Origin of the sequence: Bacillus sp. GZB (assembly GCF_001975995.1) — a bacterium.
In the GTDB taxonomy this organism is placed as follows: Bacteria; Bacillota; Bacilli; order Bacillales; family Bacillaceae; genus Bacillus; species Bacillus velezensis.
In genome coordinates this window covers 229575-242035 of the sequence record NZ_MTQG01000017.1, presented here as the reverse complement: position 1 = coordinate 242035, position 12461 = coordinate 229575, and the positions used below count along the sequence as shown (strand labels likewise).

Sequence of the window (12461 nt, the reverse complement as noted above, 5' to 3'; positions counted from 1 at the left end):
ACTAAGACCGCTTTCTTTAAAGCGTCACACTATAGATTTTGTATTCGAGCCGGCTAATGCGGCTTTTACTTTTTCAGTAATGTCATGCGTTCCGGCATATTGGCCGTCCCGGGCGATATCACGTGTACGGCTGCCGTCTGCAAGCACCTTTGCGACCGCCTTTTCCACCGCCTGCGCTTCGTTTTCAAGTCCGAAAGATGTTCTCAAAAGCATCGCCGCTGATAAAATCGCCGCAAACGGATTGGCCATCCCTTTACCGGCGATGTCAGGCGCAGATCCATGCACGGGTTCAAACAAGTGAAGACCTGAACTTGATAAACTGGCTGACGGCAGCATGCCGAGCGAGCCTGTCAGCATGGAGGCTTCATCGCTTAAAATATCGCCGAACATATTCTCAGTTACGATGACGTCAAATTGGCTCGGAGCGTAGATGAGCTGCATCGCGGCATTATCGACAAGCATATGTTCAAGCGTCACGTCAGGAAATTCTTTTGCGATTTCCTCTGCGGTTTCCCGCCACAGCCTGCTTGAAGAAAGCACATTCGCCTTATCAACGGACGTCACTTTTCCTTTTCTGCCGGCAGCCATCCTAAAGGCTTCTCTGACAACGCGTTCGATTTCTTCTTTCTTATAAAAAAGGGTATCGACCGCTTCCTTTTCTCCCGCTTCATTGACATACTGTCTGCTCGGTTCTCCGAAGTAGAGGCCGCCCGTCAGTTCCCTGACGATTACAAAGTCGACGCCGCTGATATATTCTTTTTTCAGCGGAGACGCCTCAGACAAGCTTTCAAATACGGTCACAGGACGCAGATTGGCAAACAGGCCAAGTTTTTTTCTGATGCCGAGCAGGCCTTTTTCCGGTCTGAGCTCCGGAGGATTTTGGTCCCATTTCGGTCCGCCGACTGCCCCGAGCAGGATGGCGTCGGATCTTTCACAAAGAGCCACCGTCTCCTCAGGAAGGGGGTTTTGATGGGCGTCAATGGCCGCTCCCCCGATCAGTCCGTTTTCAAATTCAAATTCATGTCCGAATTGTTCGGCAACGCTTTTCAATACATCTGCCGCTGATTCCGCCACTTCCGGTCCGATTCCGTCACCGGGAAGCAAAGCAATGCGTTTTTTCAAATCAAACGTTCTCCTTTCTATTACGAGCCGACCGCAGTCTGTCTCTTTAATCCGTCTATATTGCAATCCAGCACCAATTGTCGGTTCACGGCGTTCAAATATGCTTTTGCAGAAGCTTCCAGAACATCCTGCGCGATTCCCCGCCCTGATGATTCTTTTCCGTTCACGGTCACTCTGACGTAAACCTGAGCCAGCGCGTCTTCGCCTTTCCGGTTGGATTGGATGCGGTAGTCTGTCAGTTCAATATTTTTATCGATGCAGCGCCCAAGCGTATTATAAACGGCTTCTACGCTGCCCGCCCCCGTTGCCGCCTCTTGCATCAGCTGTTCGTTTTCCTGATTTTTTAAAGAGACTGTTGCAGTCGGCACCTGAGACGTCCCGTAATGCACTTGCAGAGACAAAAATTCATAGCCGATTTTTTTGTCCGTCACTTTTTCTTCTAAAATAAGAGAAATCAAGTCATCATCAGTGATTTCTTTTTTCTTTTCGGTCAGTTCTTTAAACATCGTAAAATATTTATTGATTTCATCACTATCAAACTGGAATCCAAGCGTATTCAGGCGGTCTTTGAACGCGTGGCGCCCGGAATGCTTTCCGAGTACGAGTGCATCAGCAGTCACGCCGACCAGTTCCGGTGAAATGATTTCATATGTTGATTTTTCTTTCAGGAAACCGTCTTGGTGAATACCCGACTCATGTGCGAAAGCGTTATCTCCGACGATTGCTTTGTTGCGGGGAACGGCCATGCCCGTCAGTTTGCTGACAAGATCACTCGTCCGCTTCAATTCATGAAGATTGAGAGATGAATCGGCTTGATGCGCGTCATTTCTGACATGAAGCGCAACGGCGATTTCCTCTAGCGCGGCGTTCCCGGCTCTTTCTCCTATGCCGTTAATGGCGCATTCAATTTGATCAGCGCCGTTCTCAATTGCCGAAAGTGAGTTGGCAACCGCCATTCCGAGATCATCGTGGCAATGGGCTGAGAGCTTTACCCGGCTGATATTCGGAACGTGTTCCTTCATATATTTAAAGATGTTTCCGTATTCAGCCGGCGTCAGGTAACCTACAGTGTCCGGCAGGTTGATGACGCTCGCGCCGGCATCAATCACTTTTTCCACGATTTCAGCCAGAAACGGAAGTTCGGTGCGGCATGCGTCTTCTGCTGACCATTGAACGATCGGAAAGCGTTCTTTTGCATACTTCACCATTTCAACCGCTTTTTCCTTAACCTCTTCCCGTGTCATTTTCAGCTTATGCTTCAGATGAATGTCAGAGGTGGCGATAAAGATGTGAATCCGCGGGCTGGCCCCGTCTTTCAGCGCTTCCCAGGCTGCGTCGATGTCACCTTTGACAGATCGGGCAAGCCCTGTTACCGAACAATTTTTAATCGTTCTTGCGATTTCCTGCACGGCTAAAAAATCACCTCGGGATGAAGCGGGAAATCCCGCTTCAATAATGTCCACCCCGAGTCTTTCAAGCTGCTTGGCTATCGCCAGTTTCTCCCGGGAATTGAGGTTGACCCCGGGGGATTGTTCACCGTCACGAAGGGTCGTGTCGAAAACATTAATTTTGCGCAACGGAGACCACCGCTTCCTTCTTTTTGCCTTGTTTGACAAACGGCATCATTTCACGAAGCTGTCTGCCGACCTTTTCAATCTGATGCTCGTTTTCGCTTGCATTGATCGCATTGAAGCGAGGACGGTTCACTTGGTTTTCCACGATCCATTCTTTCGCGAATGTACCGTTTTGAATATCCGTTAATACTTGTTTCATCGATTCTTTTACCTTTGCATCGACTACGCGCGGCCCTGAGACAAAATCTCCCCATTGAGCCGTATCAGAGATAGAGTATCTCATGCCCGCCAATCCTTCTTCATACATCAAGTCTACGATCAGCTTCAGTTCGTGCAGACACTCGAAGTATGCGAGTTCAGGCTGGTAGCCGGCTTCTGTCAGCGTTTCAAAACCCGCTTTGACAAGCGCCGTTAAACCTCCGCACAGAACAGCCTGCTCACCGAACAAATCCGTTTCCGTTTCTTCCTTAAATGTTGTTTCAAGAACGCCCGCACGCGCTCCGCCGATTCCTTTTGCATAAGCAAGAGCCGTATCTTTCGCTTCTCCTGATACATCCTGGTAGATGGCAAACAATGCCGGTACGCCCGCGCCTTGTTCATATGTTCTTCTGACAAGGTGTCCAGGTCCTTTAGGGGCGACAAGGAATACATCCACATCAGCAGGAGGCACGATCTGATGGAAATGGACGTTAAATCCGTGTGCGAATACCAATGATTTGCCCGCCGTCAATTCATCTTTGATTTCAGCTTCATATACTTTTTGCTGCTGTTCATCCGGAAGAAGAACCATAATGATATCAGCCTGAGCAGCCGCTTCTCTTACCGAAAAGACTTTATGACCGTCTTCTTGGGCCTGTGTAAATGATTTGCCTTGTCTGACGCCGACAATGACATCAATTCCGCTTTCTTTTAAGTTCAGCGCATGTGCGTGACCTTGTGAACCGTAACCGATAATCGCTACTTTTTTACCTGCCAATACGTTCTCTTTGATATCACCGTTATAATATACTTTTACCATTTTAATCTCTCCCTTTTTTGTGTTATACAATTGAAATTGTTTTATTGGATGACGCCTTCTGCTGGGTTCCCCTCGCAAAAGCCGTTGTGCCCGTTCTCGCGATTTCTTTAATGCCGTAAGGTTTGAGAAGCTCTATGAGCGCTTCGATTTTATTAGATTCGCCGGTAACCTGAACGACGATGCTGTCTCTTGAGACATCAACGACGGAAGCTCTGAACGGCTCAATGATTCCATTGATTTCCGTTCTGGCCGACGGTGCGGAAACAACTTTGATTAATGCCAGCTCACGCTGTACAATCGATTGGTTTGTAATATCCGTCACTTTCAGGACGTCAATTTGTTTGTTAAGCTGCTTTGTCAGCTGCTCTACGTCATTTTCGCCTTCCACATGGACGACAAATGTAATCCTTGAAACACCGCTTGTTTCCGTGTGGCCTACAGTGATGCTTTCGATATTATAGTGTCTTTTTGTAAACAGGCCGGTGATCCGGTTTAATACTCCCGAGCGGTTGACCACCGTTAATGTGATAATGCGTTTCAAGGTTTCACCCCCACCATTTCATGAAGTCCTTTACCCGGCGCAATCATCGGGAATACTTTCTCGCTTTTGGCGACCCGGACGTCAATAACGGCCGGTTCTTTTGATGAAAGCACCTTTTTAAGCTCTTCTTCCGCCTCTTCCTCCGATGAAATCCGGACGCCTTTAATGCCGTAGGCTTCTGACAATTTGACAAAGTCAGGCTGCGCCGAGAATTTGGATTCAGAATAGCGCTCTTCATAGAAGATTTCCTGCCACTGTCTGACCATGCCCAGACATTCGTTGTTCAAGATAACCACTTTGACAGGAAGATTCAGCTGCCGGATGACATCTAATTCCTGAAGGGTCATCTGAAAACCGCCGTCTCCGAGGATGGCAACGACCGTGGCGTTACGATCGGCCAGCTGCGCTCCGATAGCCGCCGGAAGGCCGAAGCCCATTGTGCCGAGTCCCCCCGAGGTCACCCACTTATCAGCCTTTCGGAAAGGATAAAACTGAGCCGCCCACATCTGGTGCTGGCCGACATCCGTCGCCACAATTGCCTCACCGTTTGTGAATTGGTGAATATACTCAATCAGCTTTTGGGGTTTCAAGCCCTCTTCTCTGTTGTCTGTATACCAAAGCGGATATTCTTCTTTCCATTCTGAAAGCTGCTGTTTCCATTCCTCTGTCTGTCCCTGTTTTCCGTTTTGCTTCAATAATTCCTGAAGGACGATTTTACTGTCGCCGACCACCGGAATCTGCGTTTCGATAATTTTTCCGATTTCAGCAGGATCAATATCGATATGCGCCACTTTGGCCGATTTTGCAAAATGCTTCAGATTTCCGGTCACACGATCATCGAACCGCGCTCCGATGCTGATCAACAAGTCACAGTGGTAAAGCGCCATATTCGCTGTGTATGTGCCGTGCATCCCCGCCATTCCCAGAAAAAGAGGATGGTCTGCCGGGAAACCGCCCAGACCGAGGAGCGTGTGCGCTACCGGTATTTGCTGCTGCTCGGCATAATTTTTTAAATCTTCTGAAGCTTTACCGTGCAAAACACCCGCTCCGGCTAAAATAACCGGCTTTTTCGCACTGCTGACAGCTTCCACGAGCTTTCGGATCTGCAGATAGTTAGGCTCTTTTACAGGCTGATAACCCGGAAGGCTGATCTCGTGATCATATCTGAACTCTCCTTCAAATGCTGCGACATCCTTCGGTATATCAATTAATACCGGGCCCGGTCTTCCCGTCGTGGCGATATGGAACGCCTCTTTAATCACACGGGGGAGATCTTCCGGACGGCGGACTTGGTAGCTGTGTTTCGTAATCGGCATCGTAATTCCTAAAATGTCGGCTTCCTGAAAAGCGTCGCTGCCGATGACCGAAGTGGCCACCTGACCGGTAAACACTACGAGCGGCAATGAATCAATCATCGCATCCGCAAGACCGGTAACTAAATTTGTCGCTCCGGGTCCGGATGTAGCAATCACAACCCCCGGCTTTCCGGAGACTCTCGCATACCCTTCAGCCGCATGAATCGCGCCTTGCTCATGGCGGGGCAGGATGTGAACCAATCCCGACTGATACAGCTTATCGTAAATCGGAAGGACAGCTCCCCCCGGATAGCCGAAGATCATCTCGACATTTTCTTTCTTTAATGATTCAATCAGCATCAGAGCCCCGTTCATTGTTTTTGTACATTCGGCAGACAAAGAATCCGCCTGTACATTTGTGCCCATTTTCAGTTCCTCCTTTTCAATGTTCCCTTCTAAAATCCAATTCATAAAACGCAGCGCCGGCTGACGCAAATAAAAAAGCCTTCCCACCCACATTCAGCCAAGCATTTCATGCGATAGCCAAAAGGGGCGAAAAGGCTTTGCTCTCCGCGGTACCACCCTTGTTTACGGTCATATGCAGACCGTCTCATGGATAATGAATATCCGTTTTGATAACGAGTAAACATTGCGTTCACTCGGCCGAGTCCTACTCTTCATATTTCAGACCGGCACTCTGAGGGGAGTTCACTTTGATTTGTTTTACCGGCTCTCAGCGTTACCGGCTCTCTGTGAAAAACTTCAGCAAAGCTACTTATCCTCGTCTGCGCTTTTTATTATGGCAGCTCTTTTATTAAAAAAGAACCTTCATTTGTTTGTTTTTTCAGTGTTTTATGATTTTTCTTTTTAGCGTGAATCATTTATTTATTTTTGTTTGAACTCATATTACGCCCGTTTGCAGACAGTGTCAACAGCATTTTTATAATTATTAGATAATTTAGATTAATCAATCTACTTTGTATACGCTTTCATTACTGGTACAAAGGGATCTGTAAATATTAAAAGTTTTTATCATTTTTTTATTAATCTCTCAAGATTACATGAAATTTTTCCGTTCATATACGAATATGTCACATTTTATTACACGATTTTTCTCTGTCCTTCCGGCATGCTTGTCAGATATTCCGTTCGATTGAACAGGCTCTTTATACAGATATACGCATACACTGTTCTTATCTCGTAAGAAATGAGTGATGTCATGAATAAGATGTTATCAGGTATGCAGGGCCTGCCTCCTGGATTTCCGCCTTTACCGGTCTTACCGCCGCAGTCTTATTATCCCCCGGCCCCGATGCATACAGCACCATATCAAGGCGGCCCTTCTTTTCAGCAGGGATTCCCGTCATCCGGATACGGACAGCAAACCCCGCAAAGCACGCTGTCATTTGCCGGACAGCAATTCGTCCCATACCCTTATACATCCGGGTACTACGGCCAAACCTTCAGTGACGTCGGCGGAAGCCTCGGCGCAGGGGCCCATCCCGGCGCGCTCGGGGGCGGTTTTAGCGGCCATGCCGGGGGCTTCAGCGCTCCGAGCGGATTCAGATGATACAAAAACCGGTCTCACACGGCCGGTTTCTTTTCATATTCACAAAGTATAACGGTCATTCCATTGATTCATTTCCTGCTCCGTATAGTAATCAGCCCTTGAAACCTCAACAATGATTAAACCGCATTGAGTGACTAAAAATTGCTTCAGTTCCTCAAACAGCTTGTCTTTTCCGCAAAAGATCGTTTCTATATTGTGATTTTTATATGCAAATGCGTACTTCAAAAGCTAATTCCTCCCGCTGTCTTTCTATCGATTATTGACAAAATGTATGATAGAAATTAGATAATTTATTACTCAAGGGCGCCTTAAGTATCTTTATACATATATTTATTACGGTAAATATTACATTAAGTTTCATTTATATTAAAATTACTTTACATTTTTCATCAAATACGGAACTTTTGTTTCGTAAAATAAAAAATAAAATACAAAAAAACCTCAAACCCATTGTCAGGGCTTGAGGTTTTTTATACGTCCCAGGAGAGATTCGAACTCCCGACCGACGGCTTAGAAGGCCGTTGCTCTATCCGGCTGAGCTACTGGGACATGAAAAACAAATATCTGCTGATCATTTTATCATGATATCAGCGAATTGACAATATAGTCATCCGATAAAAAAGGCCAGCGGCATCAGTTTTCACTCTGATGTCACCAGCTCTTTTTTTGTACGTCCCAGGAGAGATTCGAACTCCCGACCGACGGCTTAGAAGGCCGTTGCTCTATCCAGCTGAGCTACTGGGACAGCTTTTGCTTTATGTATCAGCGACAAGATTTATTATATACAGGTTCAAATCATAAGTCAATATTTTTTTAAAAACTTTTGATGGGGAAGAATGAAATCTCCCCCATCACTTGTTAAAAACTGATTGTATTCCCCAAGTCCTTCAATTCCCGACCCGTTTCGTCGTAAAATGTCACGGCGCCTTCTCTTTCTGTAAGAGTAAGAATGGCATAGCTTTTCACATTGCGGACTCTCGGAAGACGGATGCTGCCCGGATTAATCAAAAGCTTGCCCCGGAGCACTTCACTCCCGGCAATATGTGAATGGCCGAAGCAGACGATATCCGCCCCAAGCTCTTCCGCCCGGTAAAAAACAGTTAAAAGTGACTGTTTAATGCCGTGAAGATGCCCATGAACGGCCAGAATTTTCTTTGAGCCGGCGTCCAGAAGGAGTTCATCCTGAAACCCGCCGCCAAAGTCGCAATTGCCTTTCACCGTGTGATACGGCGTGAGTGCCGGATGTGCGGCGTCAAGCTCTGAATCACCGCAATGAATCATCAGATCCGCTTCGTCTTCGTGCCGCTTTGCAATCGTCTCCAGCTCGTCTTCAAGGCCGTGACTGTCACTTATTATCAGCACTTTCATTGCATACGCTCCCCCTTATGAATCAAGCAGCTTTGACAGTTTCTTGAGCGCCTCAGCCCTGTGGCTGATTTTGTTTTTCTCAGCGCTTGTCAGCTGGGCCATGGTTTTATCTTTATCTTTTACAATAAAAATGGGGTCATAGCCGAATCCGTTATCTCCTTCGGGTCCTTCCGCAATATACCCTTCAACATGACCTTCGACCGTTTTTGTTTCCTGCCCCGGCATGCTGACGGCAAGGGCGCAGCGGAAACGGGCCGTGCGCTGCTCTTTTTCGATGCCTTTTAATTCTGACAGTACCTTATCCATATTCGCCGTATCATCTTTTGCTTCTCCGGCATAACGGGCTGAATAAACGCCCGGTCTGCCTCCAAGGTTGTCCACCGATAAACCGGAGTCGTCTGCAATGACCATTTTGTTTACGGCTTTTGCCACGGCTTCCGCTTTTAAGATGGCGTTTTCTTCAAAGGTATGTCCGGTTTCTTCAATTTCTTCCGTAAATCCGATTTCCGCCAAAGAAGAGACGCTGTAGCCTTTCGGTTCGAGTATTTCCTTGAATTCTTTCACTTTTCCCTGATTATGTGTCGCAATAATGGCTTCTTTCACGGTGATCAGGCCTCTCTTTCTTATTTCAGTTCAGGCAATATTTCTCCCAGCACTTCTTTTTGCTTTTGAATAAGCGTCTGGATTCCTTTTTCGGCAAGACTTAACAGTCCGTTTAAATCTTCACGGGAGAATGTGGCTTCTTCGCCCGTCCCTTGAAGCTCTACAAAACGTCCGCTTCCCGTCATGATAATATTCATGTCGACTTCAGCCGCCGAATCCTCTTCATAATTCAGATCCAAAAGAAGGCCTTCTTCTTTATCCATCCCGACAGAAATGGCCGCGAGATAATCTGTCACAGGAGAGGTTTTGATAACGCCGCTTTTTACGAGTTTGCCGATCGCAATGGCCATTGCCAAGAAGGCGCCGGTAATGGAAGCCGTTCTTGTTCCGCCGTCAGCTTGAATGACGTCACAGTCGATCCAGATCGTCCGTTCGCCGAGCTTCTCCAAATCAACGACGGCCCGGAGCGCGCGCCCGATCAGCCGCTGAATTTCCATCGTTCTGCCGGAGACCTTTCCTTTTGAAGATTCTCTTATCGTTCTTTGATTCGTCGCGCGGGGAAGCATGCTGTATTCCGCTGTGATCCAGCCTTTTCCTCCGCCGCGTAAAAATGGCGGCACCCGGTCTTCCACAGATGCATTACAGATGACCTTCGTATTTCCCGCTGTAATTAAAACAGAGCCTTCCGGGTGAGTGATAAAATCCAAATCAAATGTGATAGGGCGCAGCTCATCGTGCTGTCTTCCGTCGTGTCTCATATTTTACCTCCGATTATATGTACATAAACCTTTTGTTCCGGATTGTGAATAAAGAAAGAGGCAGCCGGAACGCTAACCTCTTTTTTACTAGTATATCAAAAATCGCAAATTAAAAACTACCCGTATTCACTTGTGACGGCCTCGAAACAGGTTTTGAAAGGGATTCTCCTTTTTCATTCACCAGTTCTGATTTTCCGTTTACTTTTATAGAAACACTTTTGATCGACGGCTGTTCGGTTAACGTGAGGACGATGCTGTCCAGTACGCCCGATGACACCATTTTTGTTTTTTCGTCGGCGCTTCCGTAAATGGAGCTGTTAAAGTCCAGTGTAACCTGGCCGTCTTTTACTTTCGGCTTGCTGAGAAGCTTAACATCGTTATTAAAGTCCGTCAAAAGCCCGCTTGCTTTGCCCGGTCCGTCGGCGAGCTGTTCAACGGCAGCGGTGATGTCATTTGTTTCCGAATTGTCAATCCGCTTTGTGACAGGCACGTAGTATTCGCTCGTCTCTGTTTCCGCCAGATAATATACAGTCAGCGGATGGGTGTCTGTCAGATCATTCACTCCGGCCGTTTCAATATTAATCCCGTCTTTTCTGCTTAAGTCGCCCGTAATCGGCGTGCCGCCCACCGGCATTTCTTTCAATTCGTGCCCGTTGATTCTGATTTTGACTTTATCTATTGAGCTGAATTGGGTAAGCGTCCATGTAATCGATTGCAGGATTTTTTGTTCGTCTTCTTTTTTATAGTTTTTAAATTCCTTCGAAAAATCAGCGACGGCAGTGCCGTCTTTTTTAATATCGACATTTACCGTCGTATCCGCAGGGAGCACCGCTCTGAAGCCGTTCGGCAGGATTTCTGATACAGGCCCTCCCTGAACCAAGTACTCAAGGGCCTGCTTTGCGGTTCCCTCACTGTTCGGAAGAGGCAGTGTCTGTGCTGCGACATAGCCGTTTTTATCAATCAGATACAGCTCTCGCATGACTGTATTGGCCGGCTGGTCGGCTTTAGAAGTGCCGTTTTTCTCTGACTGCTTTGGTTTTGCCTGAATTCCCGCTTCATCCTTTACATATGAAATGTCTTGAGGCGGGTCAATTTCCCCGGCTGTTTTATCGGATTGAAACAAACCGCATCCAGATAACACAAAAGCCGAAGTAAGACATGTTGCAGCAATGACTGCAGGTCCTTTTTTCAGCATACTTTTCCCTCCTAAGGCTGTTTGTACTATGATGTATACGAGCCCTGTCCGGGAAATAGACCGGGAAGCGCAAAAAAACCCGCTGTAAACAGCGGGTTTTTTGATTTATTTTCTGACCGGCTCTTGAAGGGAGATGCACTCGACATGGCCGATTTCGTGGCCGAACCAGTCTTCGGCAATTTTTGCGAAGCCGTTCCGCTCTCCCGTTGTAAGAAATTGATGCTCCGGTGCATGTTTCGATTGGTTTAACAAACCTTTATAAGACAAGATGGTGCTCACTTCTCTCGCCGTCTCGTCTCCGGAGGAAATGATTTTCACATGCTCTCCCATATAATTCTGAATCGGGTCTTTTAAAATCGGATAATGCGTACATCCTAAAATCAAGGTGTCAATTGATGTACCTTTTAAAGGTTCAAGCGATGCTTCAACCGCTTCCTCCGCTGATTCCTGAAGAAACCGTCCGCTTTCCACAAACGGCACGAGCAGCGGACAAGCCGTGTTCTCAACTTGAAGTTCTGCGTTTAACCCGAGCAGCGCCTGCTCATATGCTCTGCTTTTAATGGTATTGACCGTGCCGATGACGCCGATATGTTGGTTTTTCGTGACCTTTATCGCCGTTCTCGCACCCGGCTGAATGACGCCGACAACCGGAATATCCGTTTTGCGCTGAATATCCTCCAAGGCAATGGCCGTGGCCGTATTACAGGCGATCACGAGCATTTTGATATGGTGGTTTTCCAGCAGGTAATCGGTCATTTCCCACGTGTATTGAAGAACTTCTTCTTCAGGACGCGGGCCGTACGGGCAGCGTTTTGTATCTCCCACATAGATGATATTTTCCTTCGGTAGCTGTCTCATGATTTCCTTAGCAACGGTTAACCCGCCAACCCCGGAATCAATGACTCCTATCGGCTGTTCCAACAAAATCGCCTCATTTTCTTTTCATTTCATGCTGCAGTTTCAATAATGATTTTTCGAAAGCGGCTGTTTCTTCTTCGGAAAATGTCGCAAACATATCCCGCAAATAAGCCTGTCTTTTCAAAATCACTTCTTGGATAATGCGCTCTCCTTCAGCGAGAAGATGAATTCTGACGACCCGTCTGTCAGCCGGGTCTTTGACCCGCTCGACAAGCTTATTTTTTTCCATGCGGTCTATCAGATCCGTCGTCGTGCTGCAAGCCAAATACATTTTGCCTGATAATTCGCCTATTGTCATATCCCCCAATTCATAAAGCCATTGAAGCCCCACGAATTGCGGCGGTGTAATTGCATATTGGTTAAGGATTTCTCTTCCTTTTTGTTTAATGATCGCAGCGATATGGCGGAGTGATTTTTCGATATCCGCAACATGCTCTACAGATTTTGATGTCATTTGTCCATCCCTCACTCAAGGATCTTTCTGGGCTATGCGCTCCGT

The 12461-nt window shown here is 47.1% G+C and carries 13 protein-coding genes, 2 tRNA genes and 1 other annotated feature; of the genes, 1 reads left to right on the top strand and 14 read right to left on the bottom strand.

Annotation, left to right across the window (positions count from 1 at the left end; translation table 11 throughout):
• Window positions 1-24: 24 nt before the first annotated feature.
• Genes leuB through ilvB form a run of 5 tightly spaced genes read right to left on the bottom strand, consistent with a single transcriptional unit; the run spans window position 25 to window position 5976 of the window.
• A complete protein-coding gene (gene leuB, locus BXO87_RS12220) occupies window positions 25-1122 on the bottom strand; it encodes a 3-isopropylmalate dehydrogenase (RefSeq protein WP_038459398.1) in 1098 nt (365 codons plus the stop codon).
• A gap of 20 nt (window positions 1123-1142) precedes the next feature.
• The gene (locus BXO87_RS12215) at window positions 1143-2699 is read right to left on the bottom strand and encodes a 2-isopropylmalate synthase (protein WP_007612906.1); all 1557 of its coding nucleotides are present in this window, start codon (window positions 2697-2699) and stop codon (window positions 1143-1145) included.
• Window positions 2686-3714 carry a ketol-acid reductoisomerase gene (ilvC, locus tag BXO87_RS12210; protein ID WP_003152600.1) on the bottom strand — a complete coding sequence of 343 codons (1029 nt, stop codon included), beginning with the start codon at window positions 3712-3714 and terminating at the stop codon, window positions 2686-2688. The genes BXO87_RS12215 and ilvC overlap by 14 nt, the downstream gene beginning before the upstream one ends.
• A 22-nt stretch (window positions 3715-3736) precedes the next feature.
• Window positions 3737-4255 carry an acetolactate synthase small subunit gene (gene ilvN, locus BXO87_RS12205; RefSeq protein WP_003152598.1) on the bottom strand — a complete coding sequence of 173 codons (519 nt, stop codon included), beginning with the start codon at window positions 4253-4255 and terminating at the stop codon, window positions 3737-3739.
• A complete protein-coding gene (ilvB, locus tag BXO87_RS12200; RefSeq protein ID WP_025285068.1) occupies window positions 4252-5976 on the bottom strand; it encodes an acetolactate synthase large subunit in 1725 nt (574 codons plus the stop codon). Before ilvB ends, ilvN begins: the two co-directional genes overlap by 4 nt.
• Window positions 5977-6095: 119 nt before the next feature.
• Window positions 6096-6347, bottom strand: a binding site (T-box leader).
• A 422-nt stretch (window positions 6348-6769) separates the two neighbouring features.
• Between ilvB and BXO87_RS12195 the strand changes: the two genes are divergently transcribed.
• Complete coding sequence (locus BXO87_RS12195) at window positions 6770-7120, top strand: hypothetical protein (protein WP_020954258.1); 351 nt, start codon at window positions 6770-6772, stop codon at window positions 7118-7120.
• Window positions 7121-7159: 39 nt separating this feature from the next.
• Here BXO87_RS12195 and BXO87_RS12190 read toward each other — a convergent pair whose 3' ends face one another.
• From BXO87_RS12190 to BXO87_RS12150, 9 genes are all read right to left on the bottom strand, one after another.
• Entirely contained in the window at window positions 7160-7345 is a 186-nt protein-coding gene (locus BXO87_RS12190) for a hypothetical protein (protein ID WP_038459400.1), read from the bottom strand.
• Between the two features lie 250 nt (window positions 7346-7595).
• A tRNA-Arg gene (locus BXO87_RS12185) sits at window positions 7596-7669 on the bottom strand.
• 122 nt (window positions 7670-7791) lie between these two features.
• A tRNA-Arg gene (locus BXO87_RS12180) sits at window positions 7792-7865 on the bottom strand.
• Window positions 7866-7978: 113 nt separating this feature from the next.
• A complete protein-coding gene (locus tag BXO87_RS12175) occupies window positions 7979-8488 on the bottom strand; it encodes a YfcE family phosphodiesterase (protein WP_038459402.1) in 510 nt (169 codons plus the stop codon).
• 15 nt (window positions 8489-8503) lie between these two features.
• Complete coding sequence (locus BXO87_RS12170) at window positions 8504-9100, bottom strand: XTP/dITP diphosphatase (RefSeq protein WP_108655001.1); 597 nt, start codon at window positions 9098-9100, stop codon at window positions 8504-8506.
• A gap of 11 nt (window positions 9101-9111) precedes the next feature.
• Window positions 9112-9849 (bottom strand): ribonuclease PH, encoded by a 738-nt coding sequence (rph, locus tag BXO87_RS12165; protein WP_032873777.1) that lies wholly within the window; start codon window positions 9847-9849, stop codon window positions 9112-9114.
• A 109-nt stretch (window positions 9850-9958) separates the two neighbouring features.
• Window positions 9959-11044 carry a GerMN domain-containing protein gene (locus tag BXO87_RS12160; RefSeq protein WP_014418573.1) on the bottom strand — a complete coding sequence of 362 codons (1086 nt, stop codon included), beginning with the start codon at window positions 11042-11044 and terminating at the stop codon, window positions 9959-9961.
• 105 nt (window positions 11045-11149) lie between these two features.
• On the bottom strand, window positions 11150-11968 hold the full coding sequence (gene racE / locus BXO87_RS12155; protein ID WP_012118125.1) for a glutamate racemase: 819 nt from the start codon (window positions 11966-11968) through the stop codon (window positions 11150-11152).
• 7 nt (window positions 11969-11975) lie between these two features.
• Window positions 11976-12416 carry a MarR family winged helix-turn-helix transcriptional regulator gene (locus BXO87_RS12150; RefSeq protein ID WP_003152580.1) on the bottom strand — a complete coding sequence of 147 codons (441 nt, stop codon included), beginning with the start codon at window positions 12414-12416 and terminating at the stop codon, window positions 11976-11978.
• Window positions 12417-12461: the final 45 nt, after the last annotated feature.

Bases quoted from the DNA above. Each gene is read 5' to 3' on its own strand.
- ilvC (WP_003152600.1), bottom strand. From the start codon at position 3,714: ATGGTAAAAGTATATTATAACGGTGATATCAAAGAGAACGTATTGGCA.
- ilvB (WP_025285068.1), bottom strand. From the start codon at position 5,976: ATGGGCACAAATGTACAGGCGGATTCTTTGTCTGCCGAATGTACAAAA.
- BXO87_RS12195 (WP_020954258.1), top strand. From the start codon at position 6,770: ATGAATAAGATGTTATCAGGTATGCAGGGCCTGCCTCCTGGATTTCCG.
- BXO87_RS12175 (WP_038459402.1), bottom strand. From the start codon at position 8,488: ATGAAAGTGCTGATAATAAGTGACAGTCACGGCCTTGAAGACGAGCTG.
- rph (WP_032873777.1), bottom strand. From the start codon at position 9,849: ATGAGACACGACGGAAGACAGCACGATGAGCTGCGCCCTATCACATTT.
- BXO87_RS12160 (WP_014418573.1), bottom strand. From the start codon at position 11,044: ATGCTGAAAAAAGGACCTGCAGTCATTGCTGCAACATGTCTTACTTCG.
- BXO87_RS12150 (WP_003152580.1), bottom strand. From the start codon at position 12,416: ATGACATCAAAATCTGTAGAGCATGTTGCGGATATCGAAAAATCACTC.